General features: G+C 72.1%; 14 protein-coding genes. 8 read left to right on the top strand and 6 right to left on the bottom strand.

Annotated features, from left to right (window positions below; translation table 11 throughout):
- The first annotated feature begins 7 nt into the window (after positions 1 to 7).
- A complete protein-coding gene (locus JYK02_RS05530) occupies positions 8 to 1,870 on the top strand; it encodes an Hsp70 family protein (protein ID WP_207049034.1) in 1,863 nt (620 codons plus the stop codon).
- Positions 1,871 to 1,895: 25 nt separating this feature from the next.
- Positions 1,896 to 4,676 carry an Hsp70 family protein gene (locus tag JYK02_RS05525; RefSeq protein WP_207049032.1) on the top strand — a complete coding sequence of 927 codons (2,781 nt, stop codon included), beginning with the start codon at positions 1,896 to 1,898 and terminating at the stop codon, positions 4,674 to 4,676.
- Between the two features lie 77 nt (positions 4,677 to 4,753).
- On the opposite strand, the gene JYK02_RS05520 is transcribed toward JYK02_RS05525, so the two are convergent.
- The 3 genes from JYK02_RS05520 to JYK02_RS05510 all read right to left on the bottom strand — a co-directional run bounded on the left by JYK02_RS05520 (position 4,754) and on the right by JYK02_RS05510 (position 8,524).
- Entirely contained in the window at positions 4,754 to 5,185 is a 432-nt protein-coding gene (locus JYK02_RS05520) for a hypothetical protein (protein WP_207049030.1), read from the bottom strand.
- A gap of 234 nt (positions 5,186 to 5,419) precedes the next feature.
- Complete coding sequence (locus tag JYK02_RS05515) at positions 5,420 to 7,213, bottom strand: bifunctional metallophosphatase/5'-nucleotidase (RefSeq protein WP_207049029.1); 1,794 nt, start codon at positions 7,211 to 7,213, stop codon at positions 5,420 to 5,422.
- A gap of 51 nt (positions 7,214 to 7,264) precedes the next feature.
- Positions 7,265 to 8,524: a myxosortase-dependent phytase-like phosphatase gene (locus JYK02_RS05510; RefSeq protein WP_207049026.1), complete on the bottom strand. Its 1,260-nt coding sequence runs from the start codon at positions 8,522 to 8,524 to the stop codon at positions 7,265 to 7,267.
- A gap of 139 nt (positions 8,525 to 8,663) precedes the next feature.
- On the opposite strand from JYK02_RS05510, the gene gmd reads away from it, so the two are divergent.
- Both gmd and JYK02_RS05500 read left to right on the top strand, forming a co-directional pair.
- Entirely contained in the window at positions 8,664 to 9,635 is a 972-nt protein-coding gene (gmd, locus tag JYK02_RS05505) for a GDP-mannose 4,6-dehydratase (protein WP_207049018.1), read from the top strand.
- A gap of 1 nt (position 9,636) precedes the next feature.
- Entirely contained in the window at positions 9,637 to 10,560 is a 924-nt protein-coding gene (locus JYK02_RS05500; protein WP_207049010.1) for a GDP-mannose 4,6-dehydratase, read from the top strand.
- Between the two features lie 20 nt (positions 10,561 to 10,580).
- Here the strand turns inward: JYK02_RS05500 and JYK02_RS05495 are convergent, their stop codons facing one another.
- Entirely contained in the window at positions 10,581 to 11,321 is a 741-nt protein-coding gene (locus JYK02_RS05495; RefSeq protein ID WP_242588465.1) for a hypothetical protein, read from the bottom strand.
- A 93-nt stretch (positions 11,322 to 11,414) separates the two neighbouring features.
- Here JYK02_RS05495 and JYK02_RS05490 point away from each other — a divergent pair, with 93 nt between their 5' ends.
- Positions 11,415 to 11,927, top strand: a complete 513-nt coding sequence (locus tag JYK02_RS05490; RefSeq protein ID WP_207048999.1) for an NADAR family protein — start codon at positions 11,415 to 11,417, stop codon at positions 11,925 to 11,927.
- Here the strand turns inward: JYK02_RS05490 and JYK02_RS05485 are convergent.
- Positions 11,917 to 12,474 carry a hypothetical protein gene (locus JYK02_RS05485; RefSeq protein ID WP_207048997.1) on the bottom strand — a complete coding sequence of 186 codons (558 nt, stop codon included), beginning with the start codon at positions 12,472 to 12,474 and terminating at the stop codon, positions 11,917 to 11,919. The genes JYK02_RS05490 and JYK02_RS05485 overlap by 11 nt on opposite strands.
- 37 nt (positions 12,475 to 12,511) lie before the next feature.
- On the bottom strand, positions 12,512 to 13,624 hold the full coding sequence (locus JYK02_RS05480) for a glycosyltransferase family 4 protein (protein WP_207048995.1): 1,113 nt from the start codon (positions 13,622 to 13,624) through the stop codon (positions 12,512 to 12,514).
- A 29-nt stretch (positions 13,625 to 13,653) separates the two neighbouring features.
- Between JYK02_RS05480 and JYK02_RS05475 the strand changes: the two genes are divergently transcribed.
- The 3 genes from JYK02_RS05475 to JYK02_RS05465 all read left to right on the top strand — a co-directional run.
- Positions 13,654 to 15,891, top strand: coding sequence for a glycosyltransferase family 4 protein (locus JYK02_RS05475; protein WP_207048993.1), 2,238 nt, complete (start codon positions 13,654 to 13,656; stop codon positions 15,889 to 15,891).
- The gene (locus JYK02_RS39500) at positions 15,888 to 17,276 is read left to right on the top strand and encodes a hypothetical protein (protein WP_242588464.1); all 1,389 of its coding nucleotides are present in this window, start codon (positions 15,888 to 15,890) and stop codon (positions 17,274 to 17,276) included. Before JYK02_RS05475 ends, JYK02_RS39500 begins: the two co-directional genes overlap by 4 nt.
- Positions 17,277 to 17,633: 357 nt before the next feature.
- Positions 17,634 to 18,015, top strand: a 382-nt coding sequence (locus tag JYK02_RS05465) for a hypothetical protein (protein WP_207048990.1), incomplete at its 3' end; no start/stop codon positions are given.

Below are 18,015 nucleotides of genomic sequence, written 5' to 3'. Positions count from 1 at the left end.
GACCGATATGGCCCGATACGCAATCGGCATCGACCTGGGCACCACGCACTCCGCGGTGTCCTACTTCAACCTCGAGGACGGCAAGCCGCGCGGCCCCTCGCAGTCCATGCTGCCCGTGCCCCAGGTGACGGCGCCCGGCACCGTGGAAGCGCGGCCGCTCTTGCCCTCCTTCCTCTATCTGCCTGGCGCGCAGGAGTTCCCGGAGGGCAGCCTGGGGCTGCCGTGGAACAGCGAGCCGGGCGTCATCGCGGGTGACTTCGCCCGCTCGCACGGGGCGAAGGTGCCCACGCGGCTGGTGTCGTCCGCGAAGAGCTGGCTGTCGCACCCGGGCGTGGACCGTCGCTCCGCGCTCCTGCCCTGGCAGGCGCCGCCGGAGGTGCAGCGCGTGTCGCCGCTGGATGCGTCCGCGCGCTACCTGCGCCACCTGAAGGAGGCGTGGGACCACACCTTCGCGCGCGCGCAGGAGGAGTCCGGCAACGCGCTGTCCCACCAGGAGGTCATCGTCACCGTCCCGGCGTCCTTCGACGCGGCGGCGCGCGACCTGACGCTGGAGGCCGCGAAGGCGGCGGGCATCGAGCACATCACCCTGCTGGAGGAGCCGCAGGCCGCGCTGTACGCGTGGCTGGAGGCCATGGGGGAGAACTTCCGCAAGCAGGTGAAGCCCGGGGAGGTCATCCTCGTGGTGGACGTGGGCGGCGGTACGTCCGACTTCTCCGTCATCACCGTGAAGGACCGCGAGGGAGACCTGGAGCTGCTACGCGTGGCGGTGGGCGACCACATCCTCCTGGGCGGCGACAACATGGACCTCGCCCTGGCGCACACGCTCAACCAGCGGATGGCGGCGGAGGGCCGCAAGCTGGACGCGTGGCAGTTCAACGGCCTCACCTACGGGTGCCGTCAGGCGAAGGAGACGCTGTACGCGGACCCCTCCGTGGACCGGGTGCCCATCGCGATTCCGGGCCGGGGCTCGTCGCTCATCGGCGGCACGCTTCGCACGGAGCTGACGCGCGAGGAGCTGGACCGCGTCCTCACGGACGGCTTCTTCCCGGTGACGCAGGTGGCGGACCTGCCGCGCACCGCCCGGCGCACGGGCCTGGCGCAGATGGCGCTGCCGTACGCGCAGGACCCGGCGGTGACGAAGCACCTGGCGGCGTTCCTCACCCGGCAGGCCCAGGCGCTGGCGGCCAGCGCGGACTCGCCGGTGGACGTGGCGGGCAAGGGCTTCCTGCACCCCACCGCGGTCCTCTTCAACGGCGGCGTCTTCAAGGCCGGCCCGCTGAAGGGCCGCGTGATGGAGGTCCTCAACCAGTGGCTCGCCTCCGAAGGGGCGCCCCCGGCGAAGGAGCTGGAGGGGGCGGACCTGGACCTCGCGGTGGCGCGGGGCGCGGCGTACTACGGCTGGGTGCGCCAGGGACACGGCCTGCGCATCCGCGGCGGCACGGCGCGCGCCTACTACGTGGGCGTGGAGACGGCGATGCCGGCGGTACCGGGCATGGAGCCGCCGGTGAAGGCGCTGTGCGTGGCGCCCTTCGGCATGGAGGAGGGGACGCAGGCGGACGTGCCGCCGCAGGAGTTCGGCCTCGTCACAGGCGAGCCCACCAGCTTCCGCTTCTTCGCGTCGTCCGTGCGGCGTGACGACCGGGTGGGCGAGATGGTGGAGGACGTGGAGTCGGAGCTGGCGTCCGGAGGGCTGGAGGAGGTGGCGCCGATTGAGACGACGCTGCCCGGACAGCCCACGCCCTTTGGCGACCTGACGCCGGTGAACCTCCAGGCGGCGGTGACGGAGGTGGGCACGCTGGAGCTGCGGTGCCTGGAGAAGAACGGCTCCGGGCGCTGGAAGCTGGAGCTCAACGTGCGCATGAAGGAGTAGAAGGGGCCCCGCACACCGGAGGCGTATGCGAATCGTCGGCATCGACCTGGGCACCACCCATTGCGCGGTGGCATCCGTGGATCCAGGCAGGGGCGCGGGGGCGCCCGTCGAGGACTTCCCCCTGCCCCAGCTCGTCCGCCAGGGCGAGGTGGCCGCGCGGCCGCTCCTGCCGTCCACCGTCTACGTCCCCGCCGGCCACGAGCTGGCCCCGGAGGTGCTGCGCCTGCCCTGGGGCGACGACGGCGGCCCGTGGGTGGTGGGCGAGCTGGCCCGCTGGCAGGGCGCGCGCGTGCCCGGCCGGCTCGTGTCGTCCGCGAAGAGCTGGCTGTGCCACCCGGGCGTGGACCGCTCCGCGCCCATCCTCCCGTGGGGCGCGCCCGCGGACGTGCAGAAGCTGTCCCCGGTGGACGCGTCCGCGCTGCTGCTCACGCACATGGCCCGCGCGTGGGACCACGCCCACCCGGACGAGCCCCTGTCGAAGCAGGAGGTGGTCATCACCGTCCCCGCGTCGTTCGATGAAGCGGCGCGCGCCCTCACGGTGAGCGCGGCGCGCAAGGCGGGGCTGGAGAAGTTCACCCTGCTGGAGGAGCCGCAGGCGGCCTTCTACGACTACACCGCGCGCCACCGCTCCGGCCTGGAGCAGACGCTGGCCCAGGTGCGGCTGGTGCTGGTGGTGGACGTGGGCGGCGGCACCACGGACTTCACGCTGGTGCACGCGGGCGTGTCCCCGGAAGGGCCCATGCTGCGGCGCCTGGCGGTGGGTGACCACCTGATGCTGGGCGGCGACAACATGGACGCGGCGCTTGCCCGGCGCATGGAGGAGAAGCTCACGCAGAACGGCCGGCGCCTGTCCGCGACCCAGTGGACGCAGGCCATCCAGGCCGCGCGCACCGCGAAGGAGGAGCTGCTGGGGCACGCGCCGCCGGAGCGCTACGGCATGTCCATCATCGGCGAGGGCAGCCGGCTCCTGGGCGGCACGCTGTCCACGGAGCTGGGCCGCGACGAGGCGCACGCGCTGGTGCTGGACGGCTTCTTCCCGCTGTCCCCGCCCGAGGACCGGCCCCGGCGCTCGGCGCGCATGGCGCTCCAGGAGCTGGGCCTGCCGTACGTGCAGGACCCCGCCGTCACGCGGCACCTGGCGGCCTTCCTCGCGCAGCACGCGGCGGCGGGCTTCGCGGCGCTGGGCGAGACGCCGTCCCACGAAGGCGCCCTGCCCCGCCCGGACGCCATCCTGCTCAACGGCGGCGTCTTCAACTCGCCGCAGATCTCCGCGCGGCTCATCGACGCGCTGTCCGCGTGGTGGCCTCAGGCGCCGCGCATCCCGCTGCTCAAGCACGAGTCGCTGGAGCTCGCGGTGGCGCGGGGGGCCGCGTACTACGGGCTGGTGCGGCGCGGGCACGGCCTGCGCATCGGCGGTGGTGCGGCGCGCGCGTACTACGTGGGCCTGCAGCGCGGCCCGGACAGCACGGAGCAGCCCACGCTGTGCCTCATCCCTCGCGGCTTCGAGGAGGGCCAGAAGGTGGACCTGGGCGAGCGCCCCTTCACGCTCACCCTGGGCCGGCCGGTGCAGTTCGCGCTCTACTCCACGACGAGCGACCGCATCGACAAGCCGGGGGACCTGGTGCCGCTGGCGGAGGACCTGAAGCCGCTGCCGCCCATCCACACGCTGCTCAAGGGCGCGTCGGGCAAGGTCAGTGAAGTGCCGGTGCACCTGCAGGCGGCGCTCACGGAGATTGGCACGCTGGAGCTGTTCTGCGTGTCGGACGTCGCGGACGAGCGCTGGCGCCTGGAGTTCGAGCTGCGCGGCACCGGCGGCTCGCACGAGCTGACCGTCACGGAGTCCATGCCCGCGAGATTCGCCGAGGCGAAGGACAACGTGGAGCGCGTCTACGGCAACAAGCCGCTGCCCCTGGGGCCCAAGGACGTGAAGCAGCTGTCGCGCACGCTGGAGAAGGTGCTGGGCCCGCGCGAGACGTGGCGCGTGCCGGTGCTGCGTGAGCTGTGGAGCACGCTCTACGCGGGCGCGAGCAAGCGCCGCCGCTCCGACGACCACGAGCGCGTCTTCTACAGCCTCACCGGCTTCTGCCTGCGCCCCGGCTTCGGCTACCCGCTGGACGGCTGGCGCGCGGAGCAGACCTTCAGCCTCTTCGACGCGCTGGTGCAGCACCACCAGGACAAGGCCGTGTGGACGGAGTTCTGGGTGATGTGGCGACGCATCGCGGGCGGCCTCACGGAAGCGCAGCAGCAGAAGCTGTACGGCTACCTCCAGCCGCACCTCTCCCGGCGCGTGCCGCCGGAAGCGCCCACGCAGGGCGGCAAGCTGAAGGGCATCCAGCCGGAGGGGTTGGACGAGATGATCCGCACCGCCGCCTCGCTGGAGCACCTGGTGCCCGGTGACAAGGCGGAGGTGGGCCGGTGGATCGCCGCGCGCCTGAAGGCCGAGTCCCGCTCCGGCGGCCCGTGGGCGTGGGCCCTGGGCCGGCTGGGCGCGCGCGTGCCGCTGTACGGCAGCAGCCACAAGGTCGTGGACGTGGAGACGGCGGAGGCGTGGCTGGAGCTGCTGCTGTCGCTGGACCTGCGCAAGGTGGACGGCGCGCCCTTCGCCGCCGCCCAGCTCGCGCGGCTCACCGGCGACCGCACGCGCGATCTGGATCCGGCGCTGCGCGAGCGCACGGCCCAGGCGCTGGTGGCCGCGAAGGCCGCGGACACCTGGGTGCGGATGGTGCGTGAAGTGGTGGCGCTGGAGGCCGCGGACGAGGCCCGGGCGCTCGGCGACACGCTGCCCGCGGGTCTGCGGCTGTCCTGAGCGGGCGGATCCGTGACATGCGGGGCGCGCGGCTTGAGGCGCGCGCCCCGGCGGGGCGGATCATCCCAGACGGTGGATCAGACCTGGGCGGTGGCCGTCACGTCGGCCGCGACCGCGACCGGGGCGTCGACGAGCGTCGGAGCCACGGGCGCGGCGTCGAGCGGCACCGAGGCGACGACCTGGAGCACCGGCTCCACGGCGGCGACGGCGGGCACCTCGACGGTGGCGACCTGCGACTCGTCCTTCTTCGGCTTCTTCGTGCCCGCGCCCGAGCGGCAGCCCCGGCACCACGGCTGGTTGCGGATGGCGCCGTCCGCCATCTTCCGCAGCCCGAACTGCGCCAGCGGCTTGAGCGTCTTGCACTTCAGACACATCAGCGAGATGAGCACCTCGTGGCCGTCAGCGTCGTAGACGGAGGACTTGCGCCGCTTGCGCGGCTGGCCCGGCTCCCGCGCCTCTTTCTTCTCGGGCGCAACGGGGACCATCATCGGGGTCACTTTGTAGAGCATCTCTTCTGTCCCTCCCACGCACGGGCTCCAACTTGCTCGCGCTGGCCTTCCGGGCCGCGCCTGCAAGGGCTCTCGCGTGCCCTAGAGTAGGGAGGTTTCCCTCCGTTGGAAACTGATCCCAGGCCGAAAATTCGGCCCGGGCCGCCTTCTGTTGATCTTCCGCTGGGTTGCGCCGCGATCCAGCCCCAGCGGATCAGCACGGAGAGAAAATTTCCAACGGCGGGCGCGACTTTTTCAGGGCTTCGCGTCCGCGCAGGGCCCCTCCGCCTTCGTCAGGTGCACGCGCCCGAGCGCCGGGGGCTTCAGCACGTTGCCGTGGGCACGGCCGTACTCAATCAGCACCTCGCGCAGGTCCTGGCCCTGCAACAGGTTGATACGTTCCCGTGGCACCTTGGACGTCAGTGGCCCCACCCCGTCGCCTCCGCGCAGCAGGAAGTCCGGCATCGCGACCCGGTAGGTCTGCTTCGGCTTCGGCAGCTTGTTTCCCGGCCACGTCATGCCCTCGAAGCGATCCCACCCCGGGCACGCGCCCAGCGTCACCTCCAGCCCGGACACCGCGAAGACGCCCTTGCGCCCGCCATAGGCCAGCGACAGGAAGCTGAGCAGCTGGTCCTTGTCCAGCTCCAGCACCGCGAGCGTGTTGTCGAAGGGGAGGACTTCATAGAGCTTCCCGAAGGTGAGCGGCCCCTGCGGAAGGTCCGCCCGGATGCCGCCCGCGTTCATCACCGCCACGTCGGCGCGGGCCTTCTCCCGCATTGCGTCCGCGATGAGGTTGCCCAGCGCGCTCTCGCCCTCGTACACCTGGGGCATGCGGGCCTGGACCTCCACGCCCACCGGGCGGCGCTGCTCCTCCTCCACGCGCGCCTCCGCGGGGGCCACCAGCGCCTGCACGCGGGCGTCCGGCGTCACCGGCTGGCCCAGGAAGGTGGCCGGCACCAGCCGCACGTCCTTCGCGTCCTTGAGCACCCGCGCGTCGCAGGTCTTCCGCGTGGCGTCCACGGCGCCGCACACCGGGATGGCGGCCTGGATGCGCGTGCGCTCGGGGAGCACGCGGTGGGTCACCGGATCCACGAAGAGGTCCACCACGCCGAACGAGCGCGCCAGGCCCGTCGTCTCGATGACCGGCACGTCGCCGAAGAAGTGCCCCATGGGCTGGTGCGTGTGGCCCGCCACCACCGCGTCCACCGCGCCCTTCGGCAGCGACTCCACCACGGCGTAGATTTCCCCGTCGTCGCGCTCGCACCCGGACGTGTCACGTGGGTTCGCCAGGTCCGTGCACTTGCCGCCCGCGTGCGCGATGGCGACCACCACCTCCGCGCCCTGCTCGCGCAGCGACCTCGCGGCCTCCCTCGCGGCGTCGGCCAGGGGCTGGAACTTCAGGCTCGCGACGTTCACGGGGTTGGTGGTCTGCGGCGTGGACAGCGTCGTCAGGCCCAGCAGGCCCACCTTCACGCCCTTCACGGTGACGACCGTGGTGCCGTCATTGCCCAGCCACGCCGGGTGGCGGCCGTCCTTCTCGCGCACGTTGGCGGACAGGAAGGGGAACTTCGCCTGGGCCACGCGGGCCTTGAGCGCGCCCAGCGGGTCCTCGTCCGGACGGCGGGCCACGGGCTCCGAGCCCACCGGCCCGTAGTCGAACTCGTGGTTGCCGATGGCGACCGCCGCGTAGCCCAGCAGGTTGTACACGTCGACGACGATGGCGCCCTCGACCAGGTTGGACGCCAGCGTGCCCTGGAACAGGTCGCCGCCGTCCACCAGCAGCACGCCGCCCGGGTTGTCCTCGCGCAGCCGCGCCACGTAGGACGCGAAGAGCGCCGCGCCCCCCTCCTCCACCTTCTGCCCGTCCGGCAGCGTGGCGCGGTGGGGCATCACCCAGCCGTGGAAGTCGTTGGTGCCCACCACCGTGAGCCGCACGGGCTCGGCGGGGGGAGGCGCGGGGGGCGTGGCGGCGGGTGCGGGCGTCGGGCCGCCCTTGCAGGCGCAGGCGAGCAGCGCGAGCGCCAGGGCGGTGGAGCGGAAGGAGCGCATGGGGCGCGCACTTCATCCCGCCCCCCTGTCGCTTTCAACCCGCTTCGAGTCTCAGCCGCGGCGCCGGCGGCCCAGGAGCGCCATGGCCAGCAGGCCCAGCGTCGCGACGGCCGACACCGGCGCGCTGGTGCACCCGCAGCCGCTGTCGTCGTCGCCACCCTCGCCGCCAATCGGGTTGCCATCTCCCGGATTGATGATGACGCCACCGCCGTCCGTGCCGGTGCCGCCGTCTGCCGTCCCGGCGTCCACCTGCTGCTGCGCGATGGTGAGCGGCGGCGTGAAGGCCCGGGCCACGTTGCCCCAGGAGGTGAGCTTCAGGTTGTCGCTCAACGTGCTGCTGCTCATGCCGTCATGCGCGACGAAGAGCCCCTCCGGGAAGGCCGTGCCCAGCGCGCCGGAGAACGCCACCAGCCCGCGCGACTGCTCCACCGCGTCGGTGCCGCCGTCCTGCACCAGTTGGAACGCCCCCACCCGGCCCAGCGTGCGCCGGTCGAAGACGACGAAGGTGTTCGCGTTCGGATCCGCCGCGATGAGGTAGCCGTCCAGGCCGGAGATTTCGTACAGCGCGAGGCGCCCCACGGACGTCAGGCCGCCGTCGCCCAGCCCCACCACCTGCGTGCCCGTCGTCCCGGCGTCCGCGTCCGCGCCGTAGCGATAGAGCCCCTGCCCCTGCTGTGCCACGTAGAGCGCGCGGTAGGCCGGGTCCACCGCCAGCCCCAGCACCGCGCCGGCCGGGATGTCCCGCAGGGGGGTCGCCGTGACGCCACCGTCGGTGGGCGTCAGCGCGAACTGCCGCAGGCCGCCCGATGCCAGGGCGCCAAAGGCCTGGAGGGAGCCGTCCACCCCGCGGGCCATGCGCACCGTCCCGTAGCTCACCCCCGAGCCCAGCGGGGGCACCGTGGGGGACAGGCGGGTCAGGCCGCCGCCGTCCGCGTTGGGATCCATCACGTAGGGCACGAGCCCCGTCAGCGTGGGGTTGGCGCTGAGCACCAGCGCCCCGGACGTGCCGCCCGCCAGGGGGAAGCCTCCCAGCACGTCCACGCTCGAGGACGTGCCCTCGGTGACGGCCTGGAGCTCCCCGCCGTCCAGGGCGTAGGTGAACAGGCCGTTGTTCTGGTCCGCCGTGATGAGTCGGCTGTCGGCCGGGTTGGCCGGGTTCACCCACAGGGCCACGTCGTTCACCGTGCCGCCCCCGGAGCGGGCCCCAGGCTGGGTCTGGACGGTGTACGGCGCTTGCACAGGCGCCGTCTGAGCCCCCGCCGCCGTGCTCACGAGTACGGCCGTCAACGCTGGGAGGGAGAGGTTGCGCATGGGCGGCTCCTGGGCAGGTCGCTCCCTACCTAGGCATAGGCCCGTCCCCATTCAAGTTCCCTGGAACCCTGGGACTGTTGGCAGACGGCGAAAGCCTCGGGTACAACGACCACCGTCTTCCAGCGAACAGACAAGGGCCATGGCCAAGCGCGCACTCATTACGGGCATCACGGGGCAGGACGGCAGCTATCTGGCGGAGCTGCTGCTCAAGAAGGGCTACGAGGTGCACGGCATGGTGCGCCGCTCCTCCGAGGAGAAGTTCGAGCGCATCGCTCACCTCCAGGGGAAGGTGCAGCTGCACCAGGGCGACCTCTTGGACCAGTTCTCGCTGGCGGCCCTGCTGAACCTCACGCAGCCGGACGAGGTCTACAACCTGGCGGCGCAGTCCTTCGTGCCCACCAGCTGGAACCAGCCGGTGCTCACCGGTGAGTTCACCGCGCTGGGCGTGACGAAGATGCTGGAGGCCATCCGCCACACCCGCCCGCAGGTGCGCTTCTACCAGGCGTCCTCCAGCGAGATGTTCGGCAAGGTGCTGGAGGTGCCGCAGTCGGAGGACACGCCCTTCTACCCGCGCAGCCCGTACGGCGTGGCGAAGGCGTACGGCCACCACATCACCGTGAACTACCGCGAGTCCTTCAAGCTCTTCGCGGTGAGCGGCATCCTCTTCAACCACGAGTCGCCCCGCCGCGGCCTGGAGTTCGTCACGCGCAAGGTCACGTACAACGTGGCGCGCATCAAGATGGGCCTCCAGGACACGCTGCCCATGGGCAACCTGGACGCCAAGCGCGACTGGGGCTTCGCGGGTGACTACGTGGACGCCATGTGGCGCATGCTCCAGCAGGACACGCCGGAGGACTTCGTCGTCGCCACCAACGAAACGCACACCGTGCGGGAGCTGGTGGAGATCGCCTTCGCGCGCGTGGGCCTGGACTGGCAGAAGCACGTGAAGATCGACCCCGCGTTCGTGCGCCCCGCGGAGGTGGACCTGCTCATCGGCAAGTACGACAAGGCCAAGGAGAAGCTCGGCTGGGAGCCCACGGTGCGCTTCAAGCAGCTCGTGGAGATGATGGTCGACGCCGACCTGGAACGCGTGAAGGCAGGACAGCGGTAAGATGCGCGTCCTCGTCACGGGAGCGGATGGATTCGTCGGCCGGCATGCCTGCGCAGCCCTTCGGGCGGCCGGCGACGAGGTGGTGGAGGTGCATGGGCCCCGCGGCGAGGGCATCAGCAGCACCGCCCTGCACTTCGACGTCGCCGACGAGGCGAAGGTCAAGGCGGCGGTCTCCGAGGTGAAGCCGGAAGCGGTGCTGCACCTGGCCGGCTTCAGCTCGGTGGCCAAGAGCCACCAGAACCCCGCGCGCGTCTTCGCGGTGAACACCATGGGCGTGGTGCACCTGCTCACCGCGCTGCGCGAGAGCGCCCCCAAGGCGCGCGTGCTGCTGGTGAGCTCCGGTGAGGTGTACGGCCCCGTCGCGGAAGGGACCCTCGCGAAGGAGGGCCACCCGCACGTGCCGCTCAGCCCCTACGCCGCGTCGAAGTCCGCGGGGGAGCTGGCCGGCGAGCAGTTCTTCCGCAGCTACGGCATGGAGGTCATCCTCGCCCGGCCCTTCAACCACCTGGGCGCGGGGCAGGACCCCACCTTCGTGGTGCCGTCGTTCGCGGCGCAGATTCGCGCCATCGCGCTGGGCACGGTGGACCCCATCCTGCGCACGGGCAACCTGGACGCCATCCGGGACTTCTCCCACGTGAAGGACGTGGTGGACGCGTACCGGCTGCTGCTGCTCAAGGGCGAGGCGGGACAGGCCTACAACGTGGGCAGCGGCGAGGGCCGCACCATCCGCAGCGTGCTGGAGGAGATGATTGCCCTCTCCGGCGTGCAGGCGCGCATCGAGCTGGACCCCGCGCGGCTGCGCCCCTCGGACATCCCCAGCCTCGTGGCGGACACGACCAAGCTGCGCGCGCTGGGCTGGGCCCCGAAGCTCACCGTCGCGGACGCGCTGCGCGACGTGCTGGGCCCCAGGGTGGGCGCGCACTGACGCAAGCCGCTGGCCGCGCCTCAGGTGGGGCGCGCCAGCGACTGCCACGCCTCCAGGCGCCGGTCCAACGCGGTGAGGGCCCACAAATCCCCCGCGTTGCCCGGCTTCACGGCGGCCAGGTCCCGCTGGACGAACTCGCGGGCCTTCACCTCCCCCCACTCCGACAGGATGCGCAGGGCCATCAGCGACGGCTTGCGCGCGACGAGCCGCAGGAGCACGTCCTGCACGCGCGGGCTTCGCTCCGCGTCCGCCAGCCGCTGCACGGCCTCATGACGGGACTCCGGCGTGGAGTCCTCCGCCTCCGCCTCCAGCGGCGCGGCCAGCTCCGCGAAGCGCGCCTCGTCCAGCAGGGCCGCCGGACGCCGGCTCTCCCAGTGCTCCACCGTCACGGTGGTGCGCCCCCTGGCCACGCACTCGCGGCGGATGCCGTCGTTCTTCAGCATGGCCAGCACCCGCTCCGGCGCGGGGGTGCCGCCCTCCACCGTGCGCAGCGCGCGCTGGGACAGCATGGGGGACTGGCCCAAGAGGTGCGTGCGCAGCACCGTGGCCTCGACCGTCTTCTCCTCGCCGGGGGGCACGCGGTCCCACTTGAGGAACACCTCCGCCAGGCCGCGCTCGCGCACGTACCAGCGGTACTCCAGCCACACCGCCCCGCCCCGCTCCGCGAAGCGCGGGTCCGAGGGCTCGTGGAGGCGGGGCGCGCCCTCCCGCGTGCCGGAAAAGCAACGGTCCAACAGCTTCTGGGCGTCTTGAAGTCGCATGGGGAGCGGGCGGCCATTGTAGAGGCCTGCGTCAGGTTCCTCCATCGCCGCACGTTCGTGTCATCATTACACCAAGCTTCAGGGAGACTTGCGATGCCCACGACGTCGTCGCCGCGATTCACCTTCTTCTGGAAGGAGGACTCCTTCTTCTCGCAGTGGCACCCCTCCGTGTTCGAGGTGGAGGGCGTGCGCTACACCTGCGCGGAGCAGTACATGATGGCGGGCAAGGCGCGCCTGTTCGGCGACACGCGCGTGCTGGATCAGGTGCTGCGCGCCGCCACGCCCAAGCAGCACAAGGCGCTGGGCCGCAAGGTGAGCCCGTTCGACGCGGCCGTCTGGGAGCGCGAGCGCGAGCGCATCGTCTACGAGGGCAACCGCGCGAAGTTCACGCAGCACCGGCACCTCCTGGAGGCGCTGCTCGCCACCCGGGGCACCGTGCTGGTGGAGGCCAGCCCGCTGGACCGCATCTGGGGCGTGGGGCTGAACGCGGAGGACCCGCGCATCCAGGACCCGTCCACGTGGCGGGGGCTGAACCTGCTGGGCAACGTGCTGACGCGCCTGCGCGAGGACCTCCTCGCGCAGGGAGCGGGCACGGTCAGAACTTGAAGCGGGCGGACTGCTCCGGCACGCCGTTGAAGTCCAGGTGGAGCGTGGCGTGGTCGCCGTGGCCCTTCTCGCTCCACTCCTGCTGCAGCGTGGACAGGTCGAACGCCAGCTCCTTGTAGACCAGGGCCTTGCACCGGTCGTTGTTCGCGTCGTGCAGCAGCGTGAGCTCGGCGCGAGGCTCGCCCGCCGCCGTCTTCGTGAAGCGCCCGTCCCACGCCAGGCCGTAGCGGTGCTCCCGGCAGCCGCCGCCGTGGCGGACGTGGATCGTCAGCACGTTGCCCTTCACGCTCTGCGACTCGATGGAGAGCGGGTCGCGGGGCGCGGGCGTCTCCGTGATCTCCAGCGGCAGGACGACGGCCGGCTCCTGGCCTTCCGCCTCCGCCGCGGGCGACGGGGCCTGCTTCTCCGGGGGCGTCACGGGGGTGGGCGGTGCCTCCTGCTGCGCGGCCGGGGCCGGCTCCTGGGCCTCGTCCTTGCGCGCGGCGTTCGACCCCGCGCACCCGAGCAGCATTCCGCAGACGATTCCACTCCACACGAGCAGTCGCATGTTCCTCCAGGGGGCCCTTCCCGGGCCGGTTGAGTGCCTACCGGTGGTGGCGAAGCGCCGCATCGTAGGCGGCCCGCGTGCCTTCCGCGGTGCGGGCCCAGGTGAACTTCGCGGCCTGACGCGGGCCCGCCTCCGACAGCGCGCGGCGCTCCCCGGGGGAACGCAGCAGCCGGTCGATGACCGCCGCCAGTCCTTCCGCGTCGTCCGGATCCACCGCGGGCGCGGCACTGCCGCACACCTCCGGCAACGAGCCCGCCGTGGACACCACCGTGGGCGTGCCCAGGCGCATGGCCTCGAGCGGCGGCAGGCCGAAGCCCTCGTAGCGCGAGGGGAAGACGAACAACGCCGCGCGCCGCATCAGCGCGTAGAAGATGGCCGGGGTCTGGTAGCCCAGCGCCCGCACGTCCAGCCCTTCCGAGCGCAGCCGCTCGATGCGCGTCTCCACCGTGCCCGAGCCGAACCAGCGCTGCCCCGCCAGCACGAGCGTGAAGGGCCGGCCGCGCGCGTGCAGCCGCTCCTGCGCGTCCAGCACCAGGTCCACGTTCTTGCGCACGTCGAGCGAGCCCGCGTACAGCACGTAGTCCTTCGGCAGGTTCAGCGCGTGGAGGAAGTCCTCGTCGGCCGCGTCCAGCGTGGGCGCGTTCACGTGGTCCACGCCGTTGGGCACGACGACGGCGCGAGGCTCCACCTGGGGGAAGCGGCGCACCAGGTCCTGGCGCGTGCACTCGCTGACGCACACCAGCCGGTCCGCGAGCATCAGGCTTCGCGCGAGCCACAGCCGGAACTGCCACCGGAACGGCGTGGACACCGTGTGTGGCAAGTCCAACGGCACCAGGTCATGCACGGTGAGCACGTACGCCGTGCCCGGCGTGCGCGTGAGCGGCAGGTTGAAGTTGCTGAGCGCGTGGTAGACGGCCGGCGGCGAGGCCTTGAGCTGCCGGGGCAGCGTGGCCAGCGTCCACGGCGTCCGCTTCTGGACGCCTCGCGGGTGCTCCCCGGACTTGCGCGCGCCCATCCGGTCCAGGGAGACGCCCTGGGCCTGGAGCGCGTCCGCGAGGCAGCGGGTGTACAGGCCGATGCCGGTGGTGGGCTCGTCCCACAGGGTGGCGTCGAAGGCGATGGGTCCGGGGGTCGACACGGGCCGCCTCATACCATGCCGTGTGGTACATACGGCCCCCCATGGCGGTCCATCAGTTGATCCCGAGCTTCGGCCCCGGCGACGCCTCCGGTCAGGCCGCGCTGCACCTGCAACTCCTGCTGCGCCGCATGGGGCACGCGGGGGACATCTACGCGGAGGAGGTCGCCGGAGGGCTGCAGGGCCTGGCCCGCCACGTCTTCACGCTGAAGCCCCAGCCGGATGACCTGGTGCTGTACCACCACGGCATCGCGTCGCCGTTGAGCGGCCGGCTGATGCACCTGGAGTGCAAGCGGGGCGTGGTGTTCCACAACATCAGCCCCGCGCGCTTCTACCGCGACACGCCGCTGGAGCACGCGCTGGTGGCGGGCCGCGCGCAGGTGGCCGCGATGGCGCCCTTCCTGGACGTGTCCATCGGGGACTCGGACTTCAACGGCGCGGAGCTGCGCGTCGCGGGCCACCGCAACGTGCACACGGTGCAGCTCTTCATCGAGAAGGAGCGCTTCGCCGCGTCCGTGGCGGATGCGAAGAAGCTCGAGGAGCTGTCCGGGCCCGGGCCCACCCTGGTGTCGGTGAGCCGGGTGATGCCGCACAAGCGCTTCGAGGACCTGCTCGCGCTGCACCGGGAACTGCTGCGCATCCGCCCCCAGGCGCGCCTGCTCATCGTCGGCGGCTACGAGCCGGGCAGCCGCTACTTCAAGCTGCTCCAGCGCGAGATGAAGGACCTGCGCGGGGTGCACTTCCTGGGGCGCCTGTCGCATCCGGAGCTGGTGGCCGTGTACCGCTCCGCGTCCGTCTTCGTCTCCATGAGCGAGCACGAGGGCTTCAGCGTGCCCATCATCGAGGCCATGGCCTCCGAGGTCCCGGTGCTCGCGTACGCGGCGGCGGCGGTGCCGGAGACGCTGGGCGGGGCGGGCATCGCGTTCGACCAGAAGCGCTATGCGTTCCTCGCGGAGCTGGCGGTGGACCTGAGCGAGGACCGCGACCTGCGCAAGGCGGTGCTCGACGGCCAGGCGCGACGGCTCCAGCACTTCTCTCCCACCGCCGCGCAGGTGTCGCTGACGCGCGCGCTGGAGGGCGTGGTGGCGCCGCCGCCCCGTCCGCGCAAGGCCCCGGCGAAGCGGCCGCGCGTGGCGCTGGTGGTGCAGCGCTACGGCGAGGTGACGGGCGGCGCGGAGAGCCACGCCGCGCAGGTGGCGGAGCACCTGGCGCCGCACTGGGACGTCACGGTGGTGACGACCTGCGCGAAGAACCACCTGACGTGGGAGAACGCCTTCCCGCCCGGCGAGGACCGCGTGGGCCGCACGAAGGTGCTGCGCTTCCCGGTGACGCGCACGCGCAACATCCACGCGTTCAACGGGCTGTCGCGGCAGGTGTTCGGCCACGGCAACGAGCGGCTGCGCGAGGAACAGTGGGTGGCCGAGCAGGGCCCGCTGAGCCCCGGGCTGCTGGAGCACCTGGCGACGACGCAGGACGCGTACGACGGCTACCTGTTCTTCACGTACCTCTACGCGCCCACGGCGTGGGGCCTGCCGCTGGTGGCGGACCGCGCGCTGCTGGTGCCCACCGCGCACGACGAGCCGCCCATCCGCTTCGGCGTCTACGGCGACGTGTTCAACCGGCCCCGGGTGTTGATGTGCAACACGCCGGAGGAGGTCGACATGATTGGCCGCTTCCACCCGGACCATGCGCGGGCGCGTGTGGTGGGCGTGGGCGTGGAGGCGCTTCCGGCGGTGCCCGACCGCTTCCGGGCGAAGTACGGCGTGCACGGCCGCTACCTGCTCTACGTGGGCCGCCTGGAGCCAGGCAAGGGCGTGCCGGACCTGCTGACGTTCCACCGCAAGCTGCGGGCGAAGTACCAGGACGCGCCGGAGCTGGTGCTCGCGGGCGAGGCGCACATGGACGTGAGCGGCGAGGGCGTGCGGCACGTGGGGCGCATTTCCGAACAGGACAAGCACGACGCGCTGGCCGGAGCGCTGGCGGTGGTGGTGCCGTCGAAGTTCGAGAGCCTGTCGCTGCTGACGCTGGAGGCGTTCGCGCAGGGGACGCCGGTGCTGGTGAACGGGCACTCGGACGTGCTGGTGGGACAGGTGGAGCGCAGTGGCGCGGGCCGGGTGTACCGGGGGCTGGCGTCGTTCATCGAGGGACTGCGCGAGGTGGGTGAGGCCCGGGACGCGATGGGCCAGCGGGCCCGCATCTACGCGCAGCGGCACACGTGGCCCCAGGTGGTCGCGGCGTACCGGGAAGAGATGGCGCGCATCGTGGAGGAGACACACCGATGAAGCTGCTCGGACGGGACATTCCCACGGGGGCCCTGGTGGCCCGCATTGAAGAGCGGCTGCGCGTGCGCGGGCTGCCCACGTCGGAGCCGGCGGAGGTGCCGGAGGACGGCGTGGAGCCGCGCGTGGATCCGCTGACGTTCAACATGCACGCGCTGGAGGAGAACGCGGACACCACGCGGGCCCTGCCGCTGCACACGCACCGCGCCGGCATGGGCCAGGCGGTGCTGGTGGCCAAGTGGGCCTTCCGCAAGACGTGCCAGGTGCTGATCAACGAGACCCTGGGCCGGCAGCGTGTGTTCAACGGGCTGGTGCGGGACTCCTACGCCCAGCTCTCCGCGGAGGTCCTCCGGCTGCGCCGAGAGGTGGACACCCTGAGGGCCCAGGCCGCGAAGGCACAGCCGCCCGCGGAAGCCCCCAGGCCGCCCAAGCCGCCCCCGCCCGTCAGCCACGGCCGGCCCGCGCCCCGGACGCCGTCCGACGAGGAGGATGAAGGCACCGCTCCCAGGCAGAAGCCCCTGCCGGCCATCGAGTACGGCCGTCCAGGGGAGACGCCGAATGAGGGGCAAGGCCGTCCACCAAAGCCGCCGCAAGGCCAGCAGGGCCGTTCTCCGAAGCCGCCGCAAAGCGAACAGGGCCGCCACCCCAAGCCGCCGCACCACGAGCACGGTCGTCCGCCGAAGGCGCCTCCAGATATCGAGTACGGCCGTCCGCCGAAGCCACCGCAGGCCATCGACGCCGGGCGTCCGCCGAAGCCATCGCATGAGCGGCAAGACCGTTCGCCGAAGCCGCCATCGGCCATCGACACAGGTCGTCCGCCGAAGCCGCCGCGCGACGAGCAAGGCGCTCCGCCGAAGCCACCGCAGGCCATCGATGCGGGTCGAAAGCCGCCGAGCGACGAGCAAGGCGCTCCGCCGAAGCCGCCGCAGGCCATCGACGCGGGTCGTCCGCCAGAGGCCCCGCTTGAGGAGCACAACCGTCCGCCGAAGCCGCCGCGTGACGAACAGGGCCCTCCGCCGAAGGGTTCGCGTGCCGGGAACAACCGTCCGCCGAAGCCATCAGTAGCCTCCGGGCATCCGCGCTCCGGGAAGCCGCAGCATGAGGCGCGGAAGCGTCCACCGAAGCCGTCGTCAGCTTCTGGGGCTCCGCGCTCGACGGAGCCTGTACCCGCCGAGCAGCCCCATCCGCCGATGCCTCCGCGCATCGACCTCAGCGGGTCCTCGAAGCCGGTGACGAAGGACGAACGCCGTCGTCCGGCGAAGCCCTCCCGCTCCAAGACGTCCAGGCCGCCGAAGTCCTCGCGTCAGCAGACGCCCCGGCCGGAAGGCGAGTCCAGCCCTGGCCCACGCGGTTCCCGCCCGCGGCGCGGCGGACCGAAGAAGCGCTGAGCCTTCGGACACGACGCTCCCCGCCAGCGGCGCCACACGAACCTGTCCGACTGTCGGACAGGTTTGAACCGCCGCTGGCCCCCTGCCCTGACGGAAGTCCACAGACACTCGCCTCGTGCCCCCGGACTTGGGGCTTCCCCTCCATCCGACCAGCGGAAACCTGTCCGACAGTCGGACAGGTTTGGATGACCGCGCAGGACGGGAGCCAGCAGGCATAGGCACCCGGAGCCTGGCGCCGCGGGAGGTGCCGTCAGACACCCGGGCGAGAATGGGCCGCGCCGGATGAGGTGTACCGCCTGGATGCTCGGGGCTTAGCATCACGGCCGGTGCGGTCATGCACCACAAGGGGGAACCGCCATGCGTCCGTTCATCTTCGTCCTGGGCCTGCTGGCCTTCACCGCGTCCTTCCGGGCCGAAGCCGAGGGCAAGCCCACCGCGCTCATCTGGAAGGGCTCCAAGAACAAGGCCGAAGCGGAGGCGCAGGAGGACACCTGGTCCCAGCTTGAGGAACTGCTCGAGAAGACCGGCCTCACCCTTCCCGAAGGCCACCCCAAGCTCGTCGAGAGCAAGACCCTCCCTGGCCTCAAGCCCGGCTTCTGGGTCTGGATCCTGGGCACCTGCGCGGCCGACGAAGCGGGCCCCGTCCTCGAACATCTCAAGCTGCTCGCGCCGGGGACCTACTCCCGCGAGGTGAAGCTCCCCGCGAAGAAGCTCTCCTGCCCCAAGGGCCCGGATGCCC

Source organism: Corallococcus macrosporus (assembly GCF_017302985.1).
GTDB classification, from domain to species: domain Bacteria; phylum Myxococcota; class Myxococcia; order Myxococcales; family Myxococcaceae; genus Corallococcus; species Corallococcus macrosporus_A.
The sequence above is the reverse complement of the archived record's forward strand: the minus strand, read 5'-3'. Positions and strand labels throughout refer to the sequence as shown.

Bases quoted from the DNA above. Each gene is read 5' to 3' on its own strand.
- JYK02_RS05475 (WP_207048993.1), top strand. From the start codon at position 13,654: ATGGCGGTCCATCAGTTGATCCCGAGCTTCGGCCCCGGCGACGCCTCC.
- JYK02_RS05510 (WP_207049026.1), bottom strand. From the start codon at position 8,524: ATGCGCAACCTCTCCCTCCCAGCGTTGACGGCCGTACTCGTGAGCACG.
- JYK02_RS05525 (WP_207049032.1), top strand. From the start codon at position 1,896: ATGCGAATCGTCGGCATCGACCTGGGCACCACCCATTGCGCGGTGGCA.
- JYK02_RS05520 (WP_207049030.1), bottom strand. From the start codon at position 5,185: ATGCTCTACAAAGTGACCCCGATGATGGTCCCCGTTGCGCCCGAGAAG.
- gmd (WP_207049018.1), top strand. From the start codon at position 8,664: ATGGCCAAGCGCGCACTCATTACGGGCATCACGGGGCAGGACGGCAGC.
- JYK02_RS39500 (WP_242588464.1), top strand. From the start codon at position 15,888: ATGAAGCTGCTCGGACGGGACATTCCCACGGGGGCCCTGGTGGCCCGC.
- JYK02_RS05530 (WP_207049034.1), top strand. From the start codon at position 8: ATGGCCCGATACGCAATCGGCATCGACCTGGGCACCACGCACTCCGCG.
- JYK02_RS05495 (WP_242588465.1), bottom strand. From the start codon at position 11,321: ATGCGACTTCAAGACGCCCAGAAGCTGTTGGACCGTTGCTTTTCCGGC.
- JYK02_RS05485 (WP_207048997.1), bottom strand. From the start codon at position 12,474: ATGCGACTGCTCGTGTGGAGTGGAATCGTCTGCGGAATGCTGCTCGGG.
- JYK02_RS05515 (WP_207049029.1), bottom strand. From the start codon at position 7,213: ATGCGCTCCTTCCGCTCCACCGCCCTGGCGCTCGCGCTGCTCGCCTGC.
- JYK02_RS05490 (WP_207048999.1), top strand. From the start codon at position 11,415: ATGCCCACGACGTCGTCGCCGCGATTCACCTTCTTCTGGAAGGAGGAC.
- JYK02_RS05480 (WP_207048995.1), bottom strand. From the start codon at position 13,624: ATGAGGCGGCCCGTGTCGACCCCCGGACCCATCGCCTTCGACGCCACC.
- JYK02_RS05500 (WP_207049010.1), top strand. From the start codon at position 9,637: ATGCGCGTCCTCGTCACGGGAGCGGATGGATTCGTCGGCCGGCATGCC.